The organism is Streptomyces fulvoviolaceus (genome assembly GCF_000718165.1).
In the GTDB taxonomy this organism is placed as follows: Bacteria; Actinomycetota; Actinomycetes; order Streptomycetales; family Streptomycetaceae; genus Streptomyces; species Streptomyces fulvoviolaceus.
Window position 1 is genome coordinate 1 of record NZ_JOEY01000023.1, and the last position, 22,401, is coordinate 22,401.

Sequence of the window (22,401 nt, forward strand, 5' to 3'; positions counted from 1 at the left end):
CCAGGAGACCCTGCTGGAGGACGACTCGATCTACGACGACGGTGGCGCCTCCTCCGGCCTGCTGACCCTGACCGCGCTGGGCTCCAGCGTCTCCGACGGCTACGCGGCGACGCTCACCATGGGCGTCAGCACCGCCTGACGATCAGGCACTGACGGGCTGCCGCTCCTCGGCGTGCTCGGACTCCGCCGCCTTCTCCTGACGGTAGGCGCGGATCGAGTACGTCAGGGCGGCGGCCCAGACCGCGTACAGCACCACGTACACCGTCGCGCTCAGAGAGCCGCTCGCGGCGATCCAGTCGCTCTTCAGCAGCGTACGGACGTTGGTCACGATGATGACGCCGCCGACCGCCGAGCCCAGGACGCGCGGCGGGACCAGGCGGACCAGCCAGGCGGCGATCGGGGCGGCGACCAGACCGCCGAGCAGGAACGCGAGCACCCAGGTCCAGTTCAGGGCCTGTGAGCCGAGCGAGAACAGGAAGCCGAGGCTGGCGGCGACCGCGACCAGGAACTCGCTGGTGTCGATGGAGCCGATGACCTTACGGGGTTCCATCCGGCCACTGGCCAGCAGCGCGGGCGTGCCGACCGGGCCCCAGCCGCCTCCGCCGGTCGCGTCCAGGAACCCGGCGACCAGGCCGAGCGGGGCGAGGAACCGCTTGCGCAGGGGCTTGCCCAACTGGCCCTTGGGAAGGCCGCGCAGGGTGAAGCGGGACATGACGTAGACGCCGAGGCCGAGCAGGATCAGGGACATCACCGGCTCGGCGACCTCGGTGGAGAGCTTCGAGAGGACCGTCGCGCCGAGGAAGGAGCCCACGGCTCCCGGGACGCCGATCTTCGCAACCACCTTCCAGTCGACGTTGCCGAACCGCCAGTGCGAGGCACCCGACATCAGCGTGGTGCCGATCTCGGAGAGATGGACCGTGGCCGAGGCCGCGGCCGGGTTGGTGCCCATCGCGAGCAGCAGTGTGGTGGACGTCACGCCGTAGGCCATGCCGAGGCTGCCGTCCACGAGCTGGGCGCCCAGGCCCGCGAGGGCGAGCAGTATCAGCGTGCGCATTCAGTGCGTCCCGTCTTTCCCCAGGTTTCCTACCGGGTGGATAGGAATGAACGGGACGCGACACTAGGGCGTCAATCTGAGTGTCTGCTGAGACCGCGATGAGGACGGTTCACAGGAGCGAACCTCAGGGGTTCTCCCAGGCCGCCGGTTCCTCCGCCAGCGCGCGCACGGGCGCGGGCAGCGCGTCGGCCGCGATGTCGGCGACCGTGACACCCTCCAGGATCTTGCGGACGTTGGCCCGCAGGGCGATCCACAGCGGCAGCAGCGGCTGCGCCGAACCGGTGTACTCGAGGCCGGTGGGTCGCTCGCCGCGCACCGAGACGATGGGTCCGTCGACGGCCCGGATCACATCCGCGACGGTGATGGCCGACGCCTCGCGGGCGAGGCGGTAGCCGCCGCCCCCGCCCCGGCGGCTGTCGACGATCCCGCCCCGGCGCAGATCGCCGAGAATCCCTTCCAGGAACTTGTGCGGAATACCCTGTGCCGCGGCCACCGCCTCGGCCTTCACCGGCTCGCCGCCTTGTCGTACGGCGAGCTCCAGTACCGCCCTCACCGCGTAGTCCGCTCGTGCAGAGATCCTCATACGACAATTGTGCGGCGTCCGGCCGTACACAATGGCTCCACCACAATCGCCCCACCACTCACAGCCCCACTACTCACCCCCACTACTCACAGCCCCACCACTCACGGCCCCACCACTCACAGCCCCACCACTCACAGCCGCAGAACTCACAGCCGCGGACGGACAGGCGCGAGGACAGGCACGACCAGGAGGCGCTCCCTTGGAGCTCAGCAGACGAACTTTCCACGCCCTCGCCGGCACCACGGCGCTCGGCTTCGCGCTGGGCGGCAGTGGTAGCGGTACGACGAGCGCGTATGCGGCGCACAGTGTGCCCACCGGGCCCGCGCCGAGGCCGCCGAGCACCGACGGGGCCGAGCACACGGTCGGCTTCGACCAGTACTCGCTGCTGGTCGACGGCCGGCGCCTCGTGCTGTGGTCGGGCGAGATGCACCCGTTCCGGCTGCCCAGCCCGTCCCTGTGGCGCGACGTCCTGCAGAAGATGCGCGCCCACGGATACAACGCGGTCAGCACCTACGTCGCCTGGAACCACCACTCCGCGGGCCCCGGCCAGTACGACTTCACCGGTGTCCGCGACCTGGACCTGTTCCTGCGCACGGCCGCCGAGACCGGCCTGTACGTCATCCTGCGCCCGGGCCCGTACATCAACGCCGAGGTCGACGGCGGCGGCTTCCCGGGCTGGCTCACGGTGACCGAGGGCCGCGCCCGCAGCTCCGACCCCACCTATCTGTCGTACGTCGACGAGTGGCTCACCGAGGTCAACGCCATCGCCGCCCGGCACCAGTTCACCAAGGGCACGGGCACGGTCCTGCTCTACCAGATCGAGAACGAGTACGACGCCTTCGTCGACGAGCCGCTCGGCCGCGACTACATGTCCCACCTGTACAAGAAGGTGCGCGCCGACGGGATCGACGTACCGCTGTTCCACAACGACAAGGGCAGGAACGGCCACTGGATCCCCGGGTCCTTCAACACCGGCGGCGAAGAAGGGCGTTGGCTGTACGGCTTCGACGGGTACCCGGTCCCGTCCCAAGTGCCGCCGGACTGGGGGCACTTCGGGGACGGCGGGCTCAAGGGCGGGGCGACGGCCAGCCCGAAGACGCCCGGGTTCCTGCCGGAGTTCGGCGGGGGCTGGTTCGACCCGTGGGGCGGTAACACATTCCAGGGCAAGGGGTACGCGGAGGCGCGGCGCACCCGGGACGCCGCCTACGAGCGGCGCTTCCACCTCACCAACCTCGCCAACGGCATCACGCTGCACAACGTCTACATGACCTACGGCGGCACCTCGTGGGGCTGGCTGCCCGCGCCGGCCGTCTACACGTCGTACGACTACGGCGCGGCCATCGACGAGGCGCGCAACGCCACCCCCAAGCTCGCCCCGATGCACCAGCTCGGGCATCTGCTGCGGACCGTGCCGGACTTCGCCAAGCTGGACCGGGCGGAGGCCGTCGAGGCCGAGGACAAGCGGCTCGACGTGTACCACCTGACCAACCCGGACACCGCCTCGCATGTGTACGTCGTGCGCAACGACACGGACGAGAAGGTCACCACGACGGTGCCGGACGCCGGGATCGACGTGGCGTTCACCGTGCCGGCCCACGACGCCCGCATGATGGCGACCAATCTGCAGCTCGGGCGGCGCAAGCTCAAGTGGTCCACCGCGCAGCCCATGCTGAGCTGCACCATCGGGCGGATGGACGTCGCCGTGTTCACGGGCCCGCGCGGCGAGATGGCGCAGGTCCTGCTGGAGTGCCCGGAGGAGCCGAGGGTCTACCGGGGCGACCCGGAGGCCGCCTGGAACTACGACCTCGGTGTGCTGCGGGTGACCGCCCCGCTCGGCATCGGCGGGCTGACCCGGGTGCGCGTCGAGGCCGGCGGCGACGACAGGCCGATGCTGCTGCTCTTCGCCGACGACGAGGCCTCGCTGCGGCTGTGGCCGATGGAGACTTCGTCCGGCCCGATGCTGGTGTACGGGCCCGCGATGATGCGGGAGGCCACCGTGGACAACATGACCGTCAACCTGACCGGCGACACCGTCTGGCCGACCGGGCTCGAGCTGTGGGGGCCGCGCGGGCTGGGCCAGATCACCTGGAACGAACGGCCGGTGCGTACGGCCATGACCACCTCCTTCAGCCTGCTCGCCGAGATGCCGACGATCCCCGGACAGCTGCCGGTGCCCGGTGTGCCGGAGGTGAAGCTGCCCGCGATCGACACCGGCTGGCGGCACCGGACCGAGAACCCGGAATCCGCACCGGACTTCGACGACTCGGACTGGACGGTCGCCGACCGGACCGCCTCGTTCAGCATCACACCGGTACCGAAGGGCCAGCCCGTCCTCTTCGCCGACGACTACGGCTTCCACTACGGCGACGTCTGGTACCGGGGGCACCTGACGGGTGCCGACGACCTGGAGTCGGTGTCCCTCGCCTACACCACGGGCACGCAGGGCCTGCTGATGGCGTGGCTGGACGGCGAGCCGCTGGGCACGCACCGGATGCCGGTGCCGGACGACAGCACGGCACGGAAGGGGAGTTGGGCGGACACGGCCGCCTTCGACGTGCCCAAGGGCGGTTCCTCGCGTGTCCTGTCCGTCCTCGTCCGGCGTATGGCGCACGACCAGGACGGCGAGGCGCGCGACACCCACAAGGTGGCCCGCGGGTTGACGTCGGTCACCTTCAAGGGTGGTTCTCCGAAGGTGAGTTGGCGGCTGCAGGGCGAGAAGACGCCCGACCCCGTGCGCGGGCCGCAGAACAACGGCGGGCTGCACGGGGAGCGCGAGGGCTGGCACCTGCCGGGGTTCGCCGACGGCGACTGGAAGGCCGTGGACCTCCCGCGGGCCGACAACCGGCAGGGCGTCACCTGGTACCGGAAGACCTTCAGGCTCGCCGTCGAGTCGGGCGTCGACGCCTCGATCGGGCTCACCCTCGCCGACGACCCCGAGCGCGCCTACCGCGTCCAGATCTTCCTCAACGGCTGGAACATGGGCCAGTACGTCAACGACGTGGGCCCGCAGCACACCTTCGTCCTGCCGAACGGGATCCTGCGCACGCGGGGCACCAACACCCTGGCCCTGGCCGTCCTGTCCGACGGGACGACGGAGTCGGGGCCGAAGGACGTGCATCTGGCGCTGCTGGGCTCGGCGGCCGGAGGAGTACCGGTCGATCCGGTGGACTCCCCCGGCCTGTGAGGTCTTACGCCAGCCGGATCACGTTCCAGGACAGCGGCTCCAGTACGGCGGTCAGCGTGCCGTCCTGGAGGGCCGTGCCCTCGACCGGGTGCGGGGCGACCCGCTCGGGGTCGTCGAGGGTGTTCCTGGCGTCCGGGTCGGCGTCGGCGAGGGCGCTGTGCTCGACGACGGACGTCAGGTTCAGGCCGCTGAGGGCGACTTCGAGGGGCAGTGACTCGGTCTGGCCGCGGTTGACCGCGAAGACCGTGACCGAGCCGTCCTCGCCGCGCACCGCGGTGGCGTGCAGCAGGTCGGCCTCGCCGTACTTCTTCGTCTCGTACGTCGGGGAGTCGACCCGCACGTCGAGGACCTCGCCGCGGCCGTACTCGGCGGCCTGCGCGAACGGGAAGAACGTCGTCTGCCGCCAGGCCGGGCCGCCCGGCTCGGTCATGATCGGGGCGATGACGTTCACGAGCTGGGCGAGGCAGGCGACGGTGACGCGGTCGGCGTGCCGGAGCAGGGCGATGAGGAGCGAGCCGAAGACGACGGCGTCGGTGACGCTGTAGCTGTCCTCCAGCAGGCGGGGGGCCTCGGGCCACTCGTCCTGCCCGAACTCCTTCGCGCGCGCCTCCCACTCGGGCAGGTACCAGACGTTCCACTCGTCGAAGGAGAGGTTGATCTTCTTCTTCGACTTCAGCCGGGCGCCCACGTGGTCGGCGGTGGCGACGACGTTCTCGATGAACGACTCCATGTCGACGGCCGAGGCGAGGAAGGAGTCGACGTCACCCTCCTCCGGCCAGTAGTAGGCGTGCAGGGAGATGTAGTCGACGAGGTCGTACGTCTCCTGCAGGACCGTCGCCTCCCACTCCGCGAAGGTCGGCATGGACTGGCCGGAGGAACCGCAGGCGACGAGTTCGACGTTCGGGTCCTGCTGGCGCATCGCGCGGGCCGTCTCGGCGGCGATACGGCCGTACTCCTCGGCCGTCTTGTGGCCGGTCTGCCAGGGGCCGTCCATCTCGTTGCCGAGGCACCACAGCTTGATGCTGAAGGGGTCCTTGTCGCCGTGGGCGGCTCGGAGGTCGGAGAGTGCGGTGCCCTCGGCGTGGTTGGAGTACTCCTGGAGTTCCAGGGCCTCGGCCACGCCCCTGGTGCCGAGGTTGACGGCCATCATGGGCTCGGCCTGGGGGCCGACCTTGCGGAGGAAGTTGATGTACTCCGAGAGGCCGAAGCGGTTGGTCTCCGTCGAGTGCCAGGCGAGGTCGAGGCGGCGGGGGCGGGTTTCGGCGGGGCCGACGGAGTCTTCCCACTTGTAGCCGGAGACGAAGTTGCCGCCGGGGTAGCGGATGGCGGTGGCGCCGAGTTCTCGGACGAGGTCCAGGACGTCGGTGCGGATTCCGTCCTCGTCGGCGGAGGGGTGACCGGGTTCGAAGATGCCGGTGTAGACGCAGCGGCCGAGGTGTTCTACGAACGAGCCGAAGATGCGGGGGTTGACTTCGCCGACTGTGAAGGCGGGGTCCAGGGTGAAGCGGGCGGTGCTCATGCTTTCCTTTCGGGGGTTCAGTTTTGTCTGCGGGTCGGTGGGGGCTGGTCGCGCCCGCGCGGCGGAGCCGCAAATGGACACAGCCCCGCGCCCCTAAAAGACCTTCGGCCAGCCGTTCTTTGTCCAGCTGAGCCTGTTTAGCCCCAGCTTTGGCGTGCCGTTGTCCTCTGCGTCGTAGTAGTGGTACGCCAGCCAGTCTTGACCACGGTCCTGGAAGATCGACTCACCACCCGTGCCGATGTACCTGCCGTGTCCCTCCAGCAGCAGGTCACCGCCGCCTTCCAGCATCGGTTTGCCCGTGCTATCCGTGTACGGGCCCGTCACCGACGTCGATCTGCCGACCTTGATCTTGTACGTCGAGTTCACGCCCGCGCAGCACGCGTCGTACGAGGCGAAGAGGTAGTAGTAGCGGCCGTGCTTCACGATGTACGGGCCCTCGACCGCGTACGGCGCGTCCGGGCGGGTTGCCAGGTGGTGGACCGTCGTGCCCTCGACCGCCTTGCCCGTCCTCGGGTCCAGCTCCACCATGCGGATGCCCGTCCAGTACGAGCCGAACGACATCCACAGCTTGCCGTCCGCCTTGATCAGGGCGGGGTCGATGGCGTTCCAGGTGTCCGTCGTCTCGGAGGTGAAGACCTTGCCGTGGTCCGTCCAGGTGCCGGGGAGGCCGCTGTTGGACGTCGCCACGCCTATCGCGCTGTGGTTGGTGCCCCAGGACGAGACGGCGTAGTAGAGCCAGTATTTGCCGGACCGGTAGGAGATGTCGGGGGCCCACGGGTCGCCGGTCGAGTTGTACTCGTACCACCAACTCGGCGGCTCGGCGAAGGCGTTGCCCTCGTCCGTCCAGTTCACGCGGTCCTTCGAGAGGCGGGCGCCGATGACGCCGCCCGTCGAGTAGGCCACGTAGCCGCCGGACCTGAGGTGGATGACCGTCGGGTCGTGGATGATCTGCTGTCCGGTGATCGGCTGCGGGTCGGGGTAACTCTCCGCCGCCTGTGCCGTGTTGGGCAACAGGGTCAGGACGATCGCCACGGCCGCCGCGGCGATGCCTCTTCGTAGGGTCACTGTCCCGCCAATCCCGTGTGCGCGACGCCCGCCACGATCTGCCTCTGGAAGAAGATGAAGACGATGATCAGCGGGAGGCCTGCCATCAGGCCGCCGGCCATGAGCTGGGCCCACTGGATGCCGTAGGAGTTCATGACGGTCGCGATGCCGTTCGGCATGGTCATCAGGTCGGGGTTGTTGGTCACCATGTACGGCCACAGGAAGTTGTTCCACGAGGCGATGAAGGTGAAGATGCCGACCGCGGCCAGGGAGGGGCGGGAGAGGGGCAGGACGATGGTGAAGAAGACCCGCCAGCGGCCGGCGCCGTCGATGAACGCCGCCTCCTCCAACTCGCGCGGGATGCCCTGGAAGAACTTGTAGAGGATGTAGACCATCGCGGCGGGCGCGCACTGCGGCAGGATCATGCCCCAGTAGGTGTCGACCATCCCCATCTGCTGGACGGTGGTGAAGAGGGGGACGCCGAGGACGGCCGGGGAGATCATCAGGCCCGCCATGACCACGCCCATCAGGGCGGACTTGCCCTTGAACTCGGTGCGGGCGAAACCGTATCCGGCGAGTGCGGCGACGGTGACCACGACGGCCGTCACAAGGACCGACACCACAAGGGAGTTGACGAACCAGTTCGAGATGTTGCCGGTCTCCCAGAGGGCCTTCCAGGCCTGGCCCGTCCAGACCTCCGGCAGCCAGTGCGGCGGGATCTCGGCCGCCTCGGCCTCCGACTTGAGCGAGGTGAGCAGGGCCGCGGCGATCGGCGCCATGAAGAGGGCGGAGACGGCGACGCCGAGCAGCGTGAGGACGATCTGGCTGGGCGTCCAGGGATTGCGGGGCTTGAGCCGTATCTGAGTGCTGCTCATCGGGTGCCCTCCTCACGGTTGCGCAGCAGCGCCATCCGCGCGAGGGCGACGGCCGCGATGATCACGAAGAAGATGATGGACATCGCGGAGGCGTAGCCCACGCGGTAGCTGGTGAAGCCCTGTTCGAGGGTGTACTGCACGAACGACCTGGTGCTGAGCTCGGGTCCGGGACTGAAGTCCATCATCACGACGGCCTGGTCGAAGAGCTGGAGCGAGGCGAGGGCCTGGAGCGCGATCACCAGGCCGGTGATGTGGCGCATCATCGGCAGCGTGATGTGGACCATCCGGTGCCAGGCGTTCGCGCCGTCCAGCTTGGCGGCCTCGTAGAGGTGGTCGGGGATGCCCTGGAGCGCGGCGAGGTACAGCAGGAAGCTGAAGCCCACCGTCCACCACAGTGTCGCGATGACGATGGCGAGCATCGCGTACGACTTGTCGGTCAGCCAGGGTGTGGTGAGCCCGAAGGTCTCGTTGAACAGGCCGATGCCCTGGGTGAACAGCCACTGCCACATGTTGGCCGCGACCGTCGACGGCAGCAGGAACGGCGCGAAGAAGCACAGCCGCCACAACCATTTGCCGCGCTCGATGTGGTGCGCGAGCATCGCGAGCAGGAAGGCCAGGACCGTGATGCACGGTACGACGAGCAGGGTGAAGTAGGCGCTGTGGCCGAGCGCGTCCCACATCGCCTGGTCGTTCAGGGCCTCGCGGTAGTTGTCGAGGCCGACGAAGCTCGCGGCGTCGCCGGAGATGTTGGCGTCGGTGAAGCTGAGGTAGACGCCGCGCAGCAGCGGCCACACCACGAACAGTGCGAAGAGCGCCAGGAACGGGGCGACGAACCAACCCCCGTGCTGGAAGCCCTGCTTGCGGCGGACGGTCGCGGTGGCGGCGGCGGTCTTCGCCCGCGCCGGTGCGACGACAGTCTGAGCACTGGTCGTCATGCGACAGCACCTCCCTGCGCTGCGGTCTTGCCGTCCATCGGGTTCTTCGAGGCGAGGAGCTTGGTGAGGTGGCTCTTCATCGTCCGCGCGACGGCGTCCGGCTTGGCCGAGCCCATCGTCGAGGAGACGACGACCGGGCCGAGGTCCTGGGCGAGGACGCCGGTGGAGCCCGCGAACCACACCTTCGGCTCGGTGGCCTGGTGGTCCATGGCGCTGACGTACTCGTTCTGTGGTTCCAGCTTCTTGTACGCGGCCGTGGACAGCGTCGGTGTGTACGCGGGGATGTGGCCGCCGGCCGCCCACTGCAGGGCGTGCGTGACGACGTACGCGGCCAGTTCGTGCGCGGCCTCGTTGGTGGCGCCGCCGCGGCCTGACTGGTGCGGCAGGACGAACGCGTGCGACTCGGCGTGGGTGGCCTGCTTGCCGAAGACGGGCGGCAGCGGGGTCGCCCCGTAGTCCAGCTTTGCCCCGGAGAAGACCGGCACCGACCAGTTGCCCTCCCAGGTGAAGGGGGCGCCGTTGATGAACTGTTCGCCGGTGGGGGCGCCCGGGATGACGTAGCCGTCCGTGACGTGCTGCCGGAAGAACTCCAGGACCTGGGTCGCCTTGTCGACGTCGAAGAGGACTTCTGTGTTTGCGGGGGCGTCGTCGTTGAACCACCGACCACCGAGCTGGGTGTAGAAGGCGACGAAGAACCACCACTGGAAGTTCTGGTCGTTGGTCCACAGACCGATGGTCTGCAGGCCCTTCTTCTGGACGCTCTTGGCCTTCTTCAGGACGTCGAACCACTCGTCGGTGGAGGTGACCGGGATCATCCGGCCGTCGTCGCCGAGCAGGTCCGCCTTCTTCAGCACGTCCTTGCGGTAGAAGCAGAGCTGTACGTGGATGTCGAGGGGGAGGGCGTAGAGCTTGCCGTCGATGACGCCTCGGTTCCACAGCGCCGGGTTGTAGTCCTCCTTGCGCACGCCGTACTTGGCGAGGAGGGCCTCGTCCCACGGGTCGAGGAGCCGCCCCGGCGAGAAGCCCGCGACCCGGCCCATGTGCATGACGCCGAGCTCGGGGGCGCGGTTGCCCGCGGCGGCCATGGCGAGCTTGGTGTAGAAGGGGTTGCCCCACTGGAGCGTCGAGTCCTTCACGTCGATGCCGGGGTTCTCCTTACGGAAGGCGTCCAGCATCGCGATCATGTTGGCGCCGTCGCCGCCGCTGAAGAGGTTCCAGTAGCGCACCCTGGTGTCCGCGCCGGAGGCGAGCGCGTCGGCGCCGGTCCCGAGCGCGGCGAAGCCGAGGCTGCCTGCCACGGCCAGGCCTCCTGCGGTGGCCAAAAGTTGCCTGCGGTTCAGGTCAGGTCGTCCCATTGCCTGCCCTTACTGTTCGAGATATCGAAATGCGCTCGTAACTTCGAACGGGACCGTAAAGTTGAAGCGCTTTCTAGTCAATGGTTCGTGCACGAAAATCGATCGGTCGCGGACATTCCCGGCCGCACGACGGTCACCGGATCGCATGACGCGGACACATCGGTCCGCGTAGTCTCGAACGGCCCGCCGCACGGCGGGGAGACAGGGGGTGCGATGGACATCTCGGGCGCGCGAAGGAGGGCGGCCCGGATCGGTTCGGCGCTGCGGCGCTCGACGACCGGCTCCGCCATGCGCGGCCTGGCGGCCGAGCTCTCCACCGCACTGCGTGCGAGACCCCGCCCCCCGTCCGACGTCCGCGCGCTGTGCGCGGCGCTGTGCGAGGAGATGAGCGCGCGGCGTGGCGGCCGGCCCGTCGAGCTGCGCTTCGAGCGGTTCCCCGACGAGATCGAAGTGACCGGCCTGTGGGTGGAGTTCCAGGACTTCGACCTGGTCATCGTCGAGGAGCGCGCCGAGGAGATGCAGCAACTGGTCATCCTCGGCCATGAGTTGTGGCACATCCACGCGGAGCACGACCATCACCACCGGCCCGGTACGGCGGCCGCCCACGCCCTGGCCGGCAAGCCGGAGTGGCGGGACATCGCCCTCACGGTGGCCGCCCGCAACGGCTCCCGGGAGCGGGACGAGGCGGAGGCCGACGACTTCGGGCACCGGCTGGCCGCCGCCTTCCGGCCGCTGCTGTCCGGGCGGGACGCGGCCGACGCGCAGCTCGACCCCGTACAGCGGTCCCTCGGCTACCGCGGGCGAGGGAGTGCGGAGCGGTGACGGCGTCCATCGAGCACCCGGCACCCCTGGCGCTGACCCCCGTGGGGTTCGTCAACGAGTTCTACCCGTCCTTCTGGTGGATCCCGGCCGGGATCCTGGCCGCCGCCCTGGCGATCAAGCTGCCCAGCATCATCCGGCTCTGGAAGGACCCGTTCCTGCGCGCGGTCGGCGGGCTGCTGCTGCTCGCGTGCGCGGTGTTCGTGTTCGTGGCGCCGTCGACGATCGCCCGGGTCAACCGGCTCACGGGCGTCTCCAACATCTCCGCGCCCTGGGTGTACTCCCTGCTCACCGCGTTCGGCGGCGCCTGTCTGCTGCTGATCATCGCCTGGCGCAACGGCCTGTCCGACCGCTCGCCCCGCACCCGCCGCGCCATGCGCTGGGTCGTCGTCGGCTACCTGGGCGTGATCGTCGCGCTGTGGGTGCTGTTCTTCCTCGCGGACGTGCCGGTCGAGCGGCTGCGGGACATCGACACGTACTACGCCAACACGCCGTACATGCGCGAGCTGATCCTGCTCTACCTGCTCGCGCACACCAACTCCAGCCTGATCACCAACTGGCTGATCTGGAACTGGATCCGCACCGACGGACTGGACGCCTGGCTGCGCTGGGCGCTGAAGTTCCTGGGCGTGGGCTACGCGCTGCAGTTGGTCTTCGACGCGGCCAAACTCACGGCCCTCGTGGCCCGTTGGGACGGCCGGAACCTGGACTGGCTGAGCACGGCCGTCGCACCGCCCATCGCCTGCCTGTCGGCCATTCTGGTGGCCGGGGGCTTCATCCTTCCGCACGCCGGCCAGTATCTGCACGACCGCTGGCGGATCCGGCTCGCCCACCGCGAACTGCGGCCGCTGTACCTGCTGATGAAGACCGTCAACGGCGGCGGTGCCCCCTTCGCCCTGCGCTCCACCCCCGAGCTGCGGCTGATCCACCGCGAGACCTTCATCCGCGACATGCTGCTGCCGCTGGCCCGGTTCACCGACGAGGATCTGCGCCGGCGCTCCCACGATGCCGCGCTCGCCCTCGGTTTCGCGCCGGACCGGGCGAAGGCGCTGGCCGCCGCGGTGACCATCCTGGACGCCGTGGAGACCAGGGACCGGGCCGAGGAACGCGAGAGCGAGGGCGACCCCGACACGACGGACCTGCTGCGGGAGATCGGGGCGGTGTCCCGGGCGCTCGGACACGGCGACGACATCAAGGCGGTACGGGCCCGGGCGGGCGCCTCGATGGACGACGCCCGCGTCTCCAACTGACGTCTCTCCGCGTGAAGTTCCCGCGGGGCTCCGGACGTTGCTCCCCCATAGGCAACGCCCGGAACACCCGGGGCGGGCCGAGGCGGGCCCCCGCGATCGGCGAGCGGGTGCAGCGCTCGCCGCCCCCGTCGGGGGCGGGCCTCGGCCTGATCCGACCGCGTCAAGAGGCGGGTGCGCGGCCGGAAGTCGTACAAGCGGAATGCGCCGTACTGCACCGCGATCATTTCCCCCACCGCCCCCGGCTGTCAACTATTACTGCGAAAGATGGCAGCTATTGCTGCCCCGAGCTGGCCGCGACCGGAGCCGACCCGGTACCCTCCCGTCATCCCTCACAGCCGGACCACGCACCCAGGGAGAACGGGGAGAACTCGGTGAGCGACGCCCGCACTTCCCTCGCCCAGGCCTGCGAGCGCCTCGACGATCTGACCGGCCGGCCCGGCCGGCTGGCCGAGGTCCTGGACGTGGCCGACCTCTCGTATCGCACCGGCATTCCCGCCGAGACGGTCGCCGGACTGCTCGCGGGCGAGAGCGCACCGGAGACCGACCTGAGCGACCGGGTGCGACAAAGGCTGGATTTCGTACGCGAGAGCAGGCGTCGGCCCGACGGCAAGCGGTACTCGCTGGACGAGCTCGCCAGGATCGCGGGCACCAGCCGGCAGTGGCTGAGCGAGTGGCGCAGGAGCGGACTGCCCAGCCTGGAGCACGCCGACCGGATCCGCCGCTTCTTCGACCTGCCCGCGGGCTTCTTCACCGCGGACGAGGCCGAGGCCCTGCACACCGCGCTCCAGCCGGTGCTGCGGGAGCTGGAGGCGAAGACGGACCCGCTGGCCCCGCTGCGCACCCCCGGCTTCTACCGGCTGGCCCGGCGCGCCCCCCACATGTCGCCCCGCAAACTGCAGGCCCTGGCCGAGTGGGCCGAGATGGTGACGGAGAAGAACTCCGCGGACGACGACGACATCTGAGCGACCCCGGACCGAACTCCGAGTGTCCTCGAGTCGGCGACTTTTCGGCCACCCGGGCCCGGCTTCCGTACCCCGTTCCTCCGCGTTACGTGTCTTTCCTCCCCGCCGGCTTTCCGTGCCCATGAGACTCGAGGTGGCTGAAGCCACACCTGTCTTGGCATATTGCAGATCGAACTTCCGCGCAGCCACGGGGAGAACCGTGCGTACGAACAGGGAGATGCGTCGCCTCGCCGACGCCCTCATCGACCCCATCCGGGTGCCGGTTCCCGCCGATCCCGAGGTCCTGTTCGAGGCGGTCGTCGAGTCGGCGACGCGGTGGCGGGGGCGCAGGATCGTGGTCCACCGGGAGGTCTTCCCGCCCCACACCGCCAGCGGCCTGTGGCTGGAGCGCGAGACGCACGACGACGTCATCGTCGACAAGCGGGCCGCCGTATGGCACCAGATCGTGATCTTCTGCCACGAGGTGTGGCACATGCGGCAACGGCAGGACGGCGCACCCTCCGGGGGGCAACCGGCCGCCGCCCGCACCGACTTCACCCTGGCCGACGAGCAGGAGGCCGACCGCTTCGGCATGCTGATGGGCCGCCGGCTGCGCACCTGGCTGGAGGCCTCGGCGGACTCCGTGTACGCCACGCGGGACGACGACGCCCAGGACCTCGCCGGACGCATCGGGGCCGCCCTCAACTACCGCGGGACCCGCAGATGAACGGCCTCACCAACTACGTCAGCGCCGGTGTCCTCTGGCTCGGCCTGCTGATGAAGGCGCCGGACCTGGTCCGCCACCGGCACGACCCGTATCTGCGGACCATCTGCGCGGTGCTGGCCCTGGCCGGCCTCTGCTTCGTCCTCGGGGCCGCGCCCTCGGTCGGCGCGATCAACGAGGTCAGCGGTGTCCCGAACCTGGCGGCGCCGCTGACGTACATCGCCATCACCGGGTACAGCGCCGCCTCACAGGTGCTGATCGTCCAGTGGCGGGGCGGTTCGCCGGAGCGGGTGCGGCGGACCGTGCGGTGCTGGGTCCTCGCCTACGCCTGTGTCGTCGTCGGCATCGTGACGATGTTCGTGCTGGGCGACGCCCCCGTGGAGCGCCGCACCGACCTGGACAGCTACTACGCGAGCACCCCGTACATCCGCGAGATGATCCTGCTCTACCTCCTCGGGCATCTCACCGCCGTCAGCGTCACCACGATGTCGGCCCTGCGCTGGGCCCGACAGGTGCACGGCTGGCTGCGGGCGGGCCTGACGACGCTGGGCATCGGCGCCCTGTGCGGCACCGGGTACAGCGGAACCAAGCTCGTCGGCGTGGTCGCCCGCTGGTTCGGCCACGACTGGTCGGCGCTCGACCGGTCCGTCTCGCCGGCCGCGGCCGGCCTCGGCGCTCTCCTGACGGTCTGCGGCGTCCTGATCCCGTTCGCCGGCCCCCGCCTGACCGAGTGGCGCGCCGCCCGGCGGACGTACCTGCGCCTCGAACCCCTGGAACGCGAACTGGACGACCTCCTCACCCGCCGCGCCCTGCGCCTGCCCCGCCCGCGCTGGGCCTCCCCCGCCACCCGCCTGGTGTGGCGCCGTACCAGCATCCACAACGCGCTGAGCCATCTCGACGCCTACGTCGACCGGGAGTTGTACGACGAGACGCTGCGGGCCGCGCTGGACACTACCGGCGATCCGGAGCGGGCCGCGGCCACGGCGTGGGCGACGGTCATCGTGGCGGCGGTCGCCGCGTCGGGCCGGCACGAGACGGACCACCCCGCACCGGTCCATCTCGCCGGTGAGTCCGACTGGTTCCTGGACCGGGCGCCCGATCCGGACGCGCTGGTGCGCATCGCCGACGCGCTGGCCGCCGCCCCGCTCGTCCCCGACACCGTGCCGGGGAGCAGGGCGATGACGGCCGAACGGAGTTCCCCCGCATGAGTCTCGTCGTCTATCTGGCGGGCTGCGTCCTCGCCCTGTCCGCCGCCGTGCTCTTCCGCCGCCCCCGTACGGCCGTGCGCAACCCCCTGACCGTGTCCACCTGCGTGGCGATCCTGCTCGGCTCGGTCGTCTTCGTCTGCTCGGCGCCGATGACCCTGGCCGCCGTCAACGACCTCACCGGCGTCCCGAACTTCGGCGCCCCGCTGACGTACGGCATGCTCACGGCGTACAGCTGCTCGCTGCTGATCCTGCTGGTCAACTGGCGGGGCGGGCCGCCCGAGCGGGTGCGGCGGCTGGTGCTGCGCAGCATCGCCGTGTACGCCCCGCTGGTCGTCGCCGTGGTCGTGCTGTTCGCGCTCGCGGACGCGCGCACCGAGCGGCTCACCGACCTCGACACCTACTACGCGAACACGCCGTACATGCGCGAGATGATCCTGCTCTATCTGCTCGGGCACAGCGCCGTCATGGTCGCGATGTCCGTGGTGTGCGTGAAGTGGGGCCGCGAGGTCACCGGGCTGCTGCGGGCCGGGCTGCGGCTGATCCTCGTCGGCGCGCTGCTGGACCTGGTGGGCTTCCAGCTGACCAAGTACACGGCCGTGGCGGCGCGTTGGACGGGCCACGACCTCGACTTCCTCTCCACCAGCGTCGCCCCGCCGATGGCCTCGCTCGCCGCGCTGGTCTGTTCGGTCGGCTTCGTCCTGCCGAGGCTGCTGCCGGCGGCCACGGCACACTGCCGCGGGCTGCGGGACCACCGGCGGCTGGGGCCGCTGTGGTCCCGGGTGGGGTTCGTGTCCACGGCCCCGAAGCCGCCCGCGTCCTGGTGGCAGCTGCCCGAGGAGCGGCTGCACTGGCGCGAGGTGGCCATCCACGACGCGCTGCTCGCGCTCGCACCGTACTTCGACGACCGGGTGCGGGAGCGGGCACTGTCGGCCGCCCTGGCCGCCGGCCGGGCCCCGCACGAGGCACGGGTCGTCGCGGAGGCGGCCATGCTCGCCGCGGCCGCGGGCCGGGCCGCCGCGCGGGAGGAGCCGTTCGAGACGCCGAGCACCTACCGGCTGCACGCCATGGAGGACTCCGGCGCGGGCGGGCTGGTGGAGTTGGCGCAGGTACTGGGGCGAACTCCCGCCACGAACACGGTGAGTGAAGGTACGGTGAGAGCCTTCCATGGCTGAATGCCTTGGCTGAATCCATTGTGTGGCGGAGGGCTCTTGCGGCTGCTTGTCTCGATGGGTGCGTGCCTGTCGGACTCCGTCGGGGCCGAGAGCCGTCATGGCCGGCCCGTTGAGCCGTCGCCGTTCACGACCGAGCCCTTCACGGTCGAAGAGCCTTCATGGCCTGAGAGCCTTCATGGCTGAGTACGAGGAGCCCCATGTCGCGTAGAGCTGTCGTCATCGGTGCCGGGCTGGCCGGCATGCTGGCCGCGGCGGCCTTGTCCACCGTCGCGGACGAAGTGGTCGTCCTGGAACGCGACGAGCTCCCCGACGGACCGGAGCACCGCAAGGGACTCCCCCAGGGCCGCCACGCCCACCTCCTCATGGCCGGCGGCCTGGCCGCCATGGAGGACCTCGTCCCGGGCGTCAGCATGCGCAAGCACCTGCTCGCCGCCGGAGCCCACGAGATATCGATCGGCTCGGGCATGGTGGCGCTCACCCCGGAGGGCTGGTTCCGCCGCTGGCGCCACGCGGGGCCGCAGATGCTGACCTGCAGCCGGGCCCTGCTCGACTGGGCGGTGCGGGGCGCGGTGCTGGCGAACACCGGGGTGGTGGTCCGCAAGGGTCAGGTTCTCTCACTGACCGGGAGCGCGGCCCGCGTTGACGGCGTACGGCTCTCAACGGCCGCCGGGGAAGAGGAACTTGCCGCCGACTTCGTGGTCGACGCGAGCGGACGCGGCTCACGGATCGTCAACTGGCTTGCCGAGCTCGGCATTTCGGACATCACCGAGAAGAAGGTCGACTCCGGCCTCGTCAACGCGACGCGCATCTATCGCACCCCTGCAGGCGCGTCCGGCTTCCCCTTGACCATCATCCAGGCCAACCCCTACCTCTCCCTGCCGGGCCGCAGCGGCATGGTCCTGCCCATCGAGGGCGACCGCTGGATGGTGAGCCTCGCCGGCACCCGGGGCGGCGAGCCGCCCTCGGACCCGGACGGCTTCCTCCAGTACACCCTGGACCTGCCCCACCCCCTCGTGGGCCGGCTGATCTCCGGCGCCGAACCCCTCACCGACGTCCACGTCAGCCGCAGCACCAGCAACGAGCGGCGCTACCTGGAGAAGGCCCGCCAGTGGCCCGAGCGTTTCGTCGCCCTCGGCGACGCGCTGGCCACCTTCAACCCGGCGTACGGGCAGGGCATGTCGGTGGCGGCGCTCGGTGCGCAGGTACTCGCCCGGGAGCTGGGTCGCGCCGGCCTCGCGGGGGCGGGTCTCTCCCGGCAGGTCCAGCGCGGGGCGGCCCGGTCGGTGGACGCGGCCTGGACGATGGCCGTCAGCCAGGACATCTGGTTCCCCGGCACCCGGGGCGGGGCGCCGGGCGTCGCGGACCGCCTGGTCACCAGGTACACACGCCGCTTGATGCGGACCGCGACAGGATCGTACGGCGCGGCCTCGGCACTGTGGGACGTCACGAGCCTCACGGCCGGGCCCACGCGGTTGCTGCGGCCGGGGGCGGTGCTGGCGGCGCTGAGCGGCCCGCCGCTGCCCGCGGCGGCGGGACCGCCGTTGACGGCGGCCGAGCGGGAGGTGCTGCGGGGCTTGGACCGGACGGCGGGGTGAGACGGGCCGCGGGGTGAGACGAGCCGCAGGCTGAGGCGAGCCGCGGGTTGAGGCGAGCCGCGGGTTGAGGCGAGCCGCGGGTTGAGGCGAGCCGCGGGTTGAGGCGAGCCGCGGGTTGAGGCGGGTGGGCAGTGGCCTGCCCACCCGCTCGTTCAACTACCGGAAGGATTACGGCGGTTCAGCCGGCGAAGGCCGGCTGGGCCAGCCCCTTCCCCGCCCCCGGTACCACCAGCAGCGACCCCGCCACCGGGTGCGGAGCCGTCAGCCCCACGCGCGCTGTGGTGATGTAGAGGTCGGTCAGGTCGGCGCCCCCGAACGCGCACGCGGTGATCCGCGGGGTCGGGAGGGTGATCACCCGGTCCAGGTCGCCCGACGGGGCGTAACGGCGTACCGCTCCCCCGTCCCACAACGCCACCCACACACAGCCGTCGGCGTCGACGGTGAGCCCGTCGGGGAACCCGGCGCCGTCCTCGATCTCGACCAGCGGCCGCCGGTTGAGGGCTCGCCCGTCCTCATGGTCGAAGACGTCGACCCGCCGGGTCGGCGAGTCGATGTAGTACATGAGCCGCCCGTCCGGACTCCACCCCGTGCCGTTGCTGACGGCCACGTCGTCGAGGACGGTCTCCGCGGAGCCGTCACCGGTGATCCGGGACAGCGTGCCGCCGCCCGGGGCCTCGTCGTAGCGCATGGTGCCGGCCCAGAGGGAGCCGTCGGGGGCGACGGCGGCGTCGTTGGCACGGCGGCCGGGGACGGGATCGTGGTGCAGCCACCGGAAGGAGCCGTCGGGGTCGAGGAGGCCGACACCGTCACGGAGGTTGAGGACGAGGCCGCCGCCGGCGCGGGGCTTGGCCGCGCCCACATGCTGGTCGGTGGTGCGGACGGTACGCCGCCCGGTCGACGGGTCGTAGGAGTGCAGGCGCGAGCCCAGGATGTCGAGCCAGAGCAGCCGGCCGGTCGCCGCGTCCCAGGTCGGTCCCTCGCCGAGGGTGGCCTCGGCGCGGACGGCGACGTCGTAGCCGTAGGTGTTCGTGGTGGTCATCCCACGCTCCGGTAGCCGAGGAGCTCGGACAGCTCGGCGGCGCCCTTGGCGGCGAGCTGCTCGAGTTCTACGCGGCGGTCGTCGCTCCAGCGGATCATCGGCACGGAGATGGAGAGGGCGGCGACGACCTGACCGGTGCGGTCGCGGACGGGGGCGGCCACGCAGGACACGTCCGGGTTCGACTCACGGCTCTCCACGGCGACGCCGCGCTGCCGGATCTCGGCGAGGGCCTCGCGCAGGGCGCCGGGATCGGTGATGCTGTTGGGCGTCATGGCGACCAGCTGGGCGTCGGCCGGGATACGCGAGGTGAGCTCCGGCTCGGAGAGGGAGGCCAGCAGCATCTTCCCGACCGAGGTGCAGTGCGCGGGCAGCCGCCGTCCCGCCGCAGACACCATGCGCACGGCGTGCGTGGAGTCGACCTTGGCGATGTAGATGACGTCGGTGCCCTCCAGGATCGCCACGTGCACGGTCTCGTCGCAGGTCTCGGCGACGGACCGGGCGACCTGCTGGCCCTCGGCGGCGAGGTCGAGCTGCTCGGCGTACCGGCTGCCCAGCTGGTACGGGCGCACCCCGAGCCGGTAGCGTCCCGGCTGACCGGGCACCTGCACGATGTACGACCGCGCGGCGAGCGTGGTGACCAGCTCGTGCACGGTGGTGCGCGGCAGCTGCAGCCTGCGCACGATGTCGGGGGCGGAGAGCGTCCCGTCCCCGTCGAGGAAGAGCTCAAGAATGTCGAGAGCCCGGGTCACGGCAGGTACGAGGCGTCCCACGACCGGTCCCCCTCCCTTGCATCTAAGGCGTCTGCGTTCGAAATTTCAACAGACGATCGGCATGACGAACACAGGTTAGTCATGACGGGTTTGCCCGGGCAATGGGCGTGCGGGCCGCGGGGCCCGTTTCCGCAGGAAGCCTACGGGTATGGCCTGCCGGTACTACTGTTTCCGTGTGCGGCACGTCACATTGCGTCGCATGTGTGAGTGACTGGGGTGGGAACTTGCGCGCCCTCGAGGTGCGCGCTTTTTCTGGGGGGAATCCTGTGCACGAAATGACCAAGGGGTCCAATGCTGCTCTGACGGTCCTGAGCGAGAACGTCGGCTCGGTGATCGTCAGCCTGGGCTGGGGAAGCCCGACCGGCGACGGCGACGCGGACGTGTCCGTCCTGCTGCTCGACCCGAACGGCAAGGTACGCAGCGACACCGACTTCTACTTCTACAACAACCCGGTGGCCGCCGACGGGAGCGTGCAGCTGCTGGGCAAGACGCCGGCCGAGGACGGGAACGAGGACCGGATCGGCTTCGATCTGACCGCGGTCCCGCCCGAGGTCGACCGGATCGTGGTGGCCGCGAGCCGGTACGGCGGGGCGCACTTCGGCGAACTGGACGACCTCCGGGTGACGTTGGCCGACGCGGTCGGCGAGAACCTGCTCCGCTTCGCCGTCGGCGACGCCGGGGCGGTGAGCGCGATCATCTTCGGCGAGTTGTACCGGCGCGGGGAGGAGTGGAAGTTCCGCGCGGTGGGGCAGGGGTACGACTCCGGGCTGGCGGGGCTGGCTACGGACTTCGGGGTGGACATCGATGACGATGAGGCTGCGGAGGAGGCCTCTGAGGCGGAGGCTGAGGCTGCCGAGGAGGCCGCTGAGGCAGCCGAGGTGATCGTCGGCGGTACGGCGGTCGAGAGCAGCGGACCGGCGGGGGCGCTGGATGCCGTCCCGGCTCCCCGTAAGCCGGACGACGCGGTGGGGGCGCAGAGGCCGGCTGCACGGCCGCGGACCGCGAAGAAGAAGGTCTCGCCGCCCAGCACGCCGCAGAAGTCCTTGGCGGAGAACGACTCCTGGAAGCCTGCCAGGCTCTTCCCCGTCTCGGCGCTCAAGAGCGACCGGGACCGGGAGATGCGCGCCACCTCGGTGCTGTTGTCGGTGATGGCCCAGGTGCCACGGTTCGGCAGAAGGCTCACCGCCGCGTTCGGTGCACCGTCCGGCCGCATGGAGACGTTCACCGAGGTGACCCTGCCGCATGGCGACACACCCCGGCGTCCCGACGGAGTGATCCGCATCGAGCGTGCGGGCAAGTTGTGGACGGCACTCGTCGAGGCGAAGACCAACGGCAACGCCCTCAAGGCCGACCAGGTGCAGGCCTACATGGACATCGCCGCCCGGCGCGGCTACGAGGCCGTGATCACGCTGTCGAACGACGTCGCGCTGGAGGGCAGTCCACTGGTCGATGTCAAGATCGACCGGCGCCGCAAGCACCAGGTGGCGCTCTGGCACCTGTCGTGGGCCGAAGTGGCCCACCAGGCACAGCTGTTGATCCGGCACGAGGGAGTCGGCAACGCGGCGCGCACCTGGCTGCTCCAGGAGCTGCTGCACTATCTCCAGCACGAGAACTCCGGTTGCCACGGTTTCCAGAGCATGGGCTCGGCATGGGTGCCGGTACGCAACGGCATCGGCGACGAGACCCTGTGCCAGGGCGACCCGCGAGCCCTTGAGGTGGTCGAGAACTGGGAGCGGCTCATCCGCCAGGTGTGTCTCAGGCTCGGCGGCGAACTCGGACAGAAGGTGCTGCCCGTCCAGCGCGCCAAACGAGGCACCGACCCCGGTACCCGCCGGGTCCAGCTGGCCGACCGGCTGTGTCTGGAAGGGAGGCTCCAGGCGGAGCTGCGCGTCGAGCAGGCCCCCGGCCTGCTCACGATCGGCGCCGACCTGCGCACCGGCCGCCTGCGCACATCGGTCGAGATCCCTGCACCCGAGCAGGGCTACCCCCTGACCTGGGCCAAGCGCCTCATCCGGCGCCTCGCCGAAGCACCGGCGGACCTCCACATCGAGACCCTGGTCGAAGGCGAGGGCGGGGGCCCTCGCGGCACCCTGGAACGACTCCGCCCCGAACCGGCGGACCTGCTCCCACGGAACGGTGCCGCCACCACGATCACCGGTTTCCGTCTGTCCCTCATCAAGAACATGGGGAGCAGCCGGGGCAACGCCGAGTCCGGCTTCATCCGGAGCGTCGACGATGCGGTGCGTCGTTTCTACGGCGCGGTGGTGGTCTGCCTTGACGGTCCGGCGGTGCGGCGGGCCGCGTCCAGGGAACGCGGCGGGGTCTGAAGGGGAA

18 protein-coding genes and 1 pseudogene are annotated in these 22,401 nt (G+C 70.4%); 10 read left to right on the forward strand and 9 right to left on the reverse strand.

The window, feature by feature from the left end; translation table 11 throughout:
- A pseudogene (locus IG08_RS59215) lies at window positions 1–139 on the forward strand (intradiol ring-cleavage dioxygenase); the annotation flags it as partial.
- Window positions 140–142: 3 nt separating this feature from the next.
- Here IG08_RS59215 and IG08_RS0124255 read toward each other — a convergent pair.
- Both IG08_RS0124255 and IG08_RS0124260 read right to left on the reverse strand, forming a co-directional pair.
- Window positions 143–1,054, reverse strand: a complete 912-nt coding sequence (locus tag IG08_RS0124255) for a sulfite exporter TauE/SafE family protein (RefSeq protein WP_030606068.1) — start codon at window positions 1,052–1,054, stop codon at window positions 143–145.
- A gap of 124 nt (window positions 1,055–1,178) precedes the next feature.
- Window positions 1,179–1,637, reverse strand: coding sequence for an RrF2 family transcriptional regulator (locus IG08_RS0124260; protein ID WP_030606069.1), 459 nt, complete (start codon window positions 1,635–1,637; stop codon window positions 1,179–1,181).
- Window positions 1,638–1,836: 199 nt separating this feature from the next.
- Between IG08_RS0124260 and IG08_RS0124265 the strand changes: the two genes are divergently transcribed.
- Window positions 1,837–4,821: a beta-galactosidase gene (locus IG08_RS0124265; RefSeq protein ID WP_030606070.1), complete on the forward strand. Its 2,985-nt coding sequence runs from the start codon at window positions 1,837–1,839 to the stop codon at window positions 4,819–4,821.
- A 4-nt stretch (window positions 4,822–4,825) separates the two neighbouring features.
- Here IG08_RS0124265 and arfA read toward each other — a convergent pair whose 3' ends face one another.
- From arfA to IG08_RS0124290, 5 genes are all read right to left on the reverse strand, one after another.
- Entirely contained in the window at window positions 4,826–6,340 is a 1,515-nt protein-coding gene (arfA, locus tag IG08_RS0124270) for an arabinosylfuranosidase ArfA (RefSeq protein WP_030606072.1), read from the reverse strand.
- Window positions 6,341–6,433: 93 nt separating this feature from the next.
- Window positions 6,434–7,405 (reverse strand): arabinan endo-1,5-alpha-L-arabinosidase, encoded by a 972-nt coding sequence (locus IG08_RS0124275; protein WP_030606074.1) that lies wholly within the window; start codon window positions 7,403–7,405, stop codon window positions 6,434–6,436.
- Window positions 7,402–8,259, reverse strand: a complete 858-nt coding sequence (locus IG08_RS0124280) for a carbohydrate ABC transporter permease (RefSeq protein WP_030606076.1) — start codon at window positions 8,257–8,259, stop codon at window positions 7,402–7,404. Before IG08_RS0124280 ends, IG08_RS0124275 begins: the two co-directional genes overlap by 4 nt.
- Window positions 8,256–9,194: a carbohydrate ABC transporter permease gene (locus IG08_RS0124285; protein WP_030606078.1), complete on the reverse strand. Its 939-nt coding sequence runs from the start codon at window positions 9,192–9,194 to the stop codon at window positions 8,256–8,258. Before IG08_RS0124285 ends, IG08_RS0124280 begins: the two co-directional genes overlap by 4 nt.
- Window positions 9,191–10,549, reverse strand: a complete 1,359-nt coding sequence (locus tag IG08_RS0124290; RefSeq protein WP_030606079.1) for an extracellular solute-binding protein — start codon at window positions 10,547–10,549, stop codon at window positions 9,191–9,193. Before IG08_RS0124290 ends, IG08_RS0124285 begins: the two co-directional genes overlap by 4 nt.
- Window positions 10,550–10,762: 213 nt before the next feature.
- Here IG08_RS0124290 and IG08_RS0124295 point away from each other — a divergent pair, with 213 nt between their 5' ends.
- The 7 genes from IG08_RS0124295 to IG08_RS0124325 all read left to right on the forward strand — a co-directional run bounded on the left by IG08_RS0124295 (window position 10,763) and on the right by IG08_RS0124325 (window position 18,258).
- Window positions 10,763–11,371, forward strand: a complete 609-nt coding sequence (locus tag IG08_RS0124295) for a hypothetical protein (protein ID WP_030606081.1) — start codon at window positions 10,763–10,765, stop codon at window positions 11,369–11,371.
- Entirely contained in the window at window positions 11,368–12,618 is a 1,251-nt protein-coding gene (locus IG08_RS0124300) for a DUF6545 domain-containing protein (RefSeq protein ID WP_390898593.1), read from the forward strand. The genes IG08_RS0124295 and IG08_RS0124300 overlap by 4 nt, the downstream gene beginning before the upstream one ends.
- A gap of 371 nt (window positions 12,619–12,989) precedes the next feature.
- A complete protein-coding gene (locus IG08_RS0124305) occupies window positions 12,990–13,580 on the forward strand; it encodes a transcriptional regulator (RefSeq protein WP_030606086.1) in 591 nt (196 codons plus the stop codon).
- A 199-nt stretch (window positions 13,581–13,779) separates the two neighbouring features.
- Window positions 13,780–14,286 (forward strand): hypothetical protein, encoded by a 507-nt coding sequence (locus IG08_RS0124310; RefSeq protein ID WP_030606088.1) that lies wholly within the window; start codon window positions 13,780–13,782, stop codon window positions 14,284–14,286.
- Window positions 14,283–15,491 (forward strand): MAB_1171c family putative transporter, encoded by a 1,209-nt coding sequence (locus IG08_RS0124315; RefSeq protein WP_030606090.1) that lies wholly within the window; start codon window positions 14,283–14,285, stop codon window positions 15,489–15,491. The genes IG08_RS0124310 and IG08_RS0124315 overlap by 4 nt, the downstream gene beginning before the upstream one ends.
- Complete coding sequence (locus IG08_RS0124320; RefSeq protein WP_030606092.1) at window positions 15,488–16,663, forward strand: MAB_1171c family putative transporter; 1,176 nt, start codon at window positions 15,488–15,490, stop codon at window positions 16,661–16,663. Before IG08_RS0124315 ends, IG08_RS0124320 begins: the two co-directional genes overlap by 4 nt.
- Window positions 16,664–16,860: 197 nt before the next feature.
- A complete protein-coding gene (locus IG08_RS0124325; RefSeq protein ID WP_030606094.1) occupies window positions 16,861–18,258 on the forward strand; it encodes an FAD-dependent oxidoreductase in 1,398 nt (465 codons plus the stop codon).
- Between the two features lie 178 nt (window positions 18,259–18,436).
- Here the strand turns inward: IG08_RS0124325 and IG08_RS0124330 are convergent, their stop codons facing one another.
- Window positions 18,437–19,297 (reverse strand): SMP-30/gluconolactonase/LRE family protein, encoded by an 861-nt coding sequence (locus IG08_RS0124330; RefSeq protein WP_030606096.1) that lies wholly within the window; start codon window positions 19,295–19,297, stop codon window positions 18,437–18,439.
- On the reverse strand, window positions 19,294–20,067 hold the full coding sequence (locus IG08_RS0124335) for an IclR family transcriptional regulator (RefSeq protein WP_030606097.1): 774 nt from the start codon (window positions 20,065–20,067) through the stop codon (window positions 19,294–19,296). The genes IG08_RS0124330 and IG08_RS0124335 overlap by 4 nt, the downstream gene beginning before the upstream one ends.
- A gap of 275 nt (window positions 20,068–20,342) precedes the next feature.
- Between IG08_RS0124335 and IG08_RS0124340 the strand changes: the two genes are divergently transcribed.
- On the forward strand, window positions 20,343–22,394 hold the full coding sequence (locus IG08_RS0124340) for a TerD family protein (protein WP_199820900.1): 2,052 nt from the start codon (window positions 20,343–20,345) through the stop codon (window positions 22,392–22,394).
- Window positions 22,395–22,401 lie beyond the last annotated feature (7 nt).

Excerpts from the sequence above, each read along its gene's own strand:
- IG08_RS0124255 (WP_030606068.1), bottom strand. The coding sequence starts at position 1,054 with ATGCGCACGCTGATACTGCTCGCCCTCGCGGGCCTGGGCGCCCAGCTC.
- IG08_RS0124260 (WP_030606069.1), bottom strand. The coding sequence starts at position 1,637 with ATGAGGATCTCTGCACGAGCGGACTACGCGGTGAGGGCGGTACTGGAG.
- arfA (WP_030606072.1), bottom strand. The coding sequence starts at position 6,340 with ATGAGCACCGCCCGCTTCACCCTGGACCCCGCCTTCACAGTCGGCGAA.
- IG08_RS0124280 (WP_030606076.1), bottom strand. The coding sequence starts at position 8,259 with ATGAGCAGCACTCAGATACGGCTCAAGCCCCGCAATCCCTGGACGCCC.
- IG08_RS0124285 (WP_030606078.1), bottom strand. The coding sequence starts at position 9,194 with ATGACGACCAGTGCTCAGACTGTCGTCGCACCGGCGCGGGCGAAGACC.
- IG08_RS0124290 (WP_030606079.1), bottom strand. The coding sequence starts at position 10,549 with ATGGGACGACCTGACCTGAACCGCAGGCAACTTTTGGCCACCGCAGGA.
- IG08_RS0124295 (WP_030606081.1), top strand. The coding sequence starts at position 10,763 with ATGGACATCTCGGGCGCGCGAAGGAGGGCGGCCCGGATCGGTTCGGCG.
- IG08_RS0124315 (WP_030606090.1), top strand. The coding sequence starts at position 14,283 with ATGAACGGCCTCACCAACTACGTCAGCGCCGGTGTCCTCTGGCTCGGC.
- IG08_RS0124320 (WP_030606092.1), top strand. The coding sequence starts at position 15,488 with ATGAGTCTCGTCGTCTATCTGGCGGGCTGCGTCCTCGCCCTGTCCGCC.
- IG08_RS0124325 (WP_030606094.1), top strand. The coding sequence starts at position 16,861 with ATGTCGCGTAGAGCTGTCGTCATCGGTGCCGGGCTGGCCGGCATGCTG.
- IG08_RS0124330 (WP_030606096.1), bottom strand. The coding sequence starts at position 19,297 with ATGACCACCACGAACACCTACGGCTACGACGTCGCCGTCCGCGCCGAG.
- IG08_RS0124340 (WP_199820900.1), top strand. The coding sequence starts at position 20,343 with ATGACCAAGGGGTCCAATGCTGCTCTGACGGTCCTGAGCGAGAACGTC.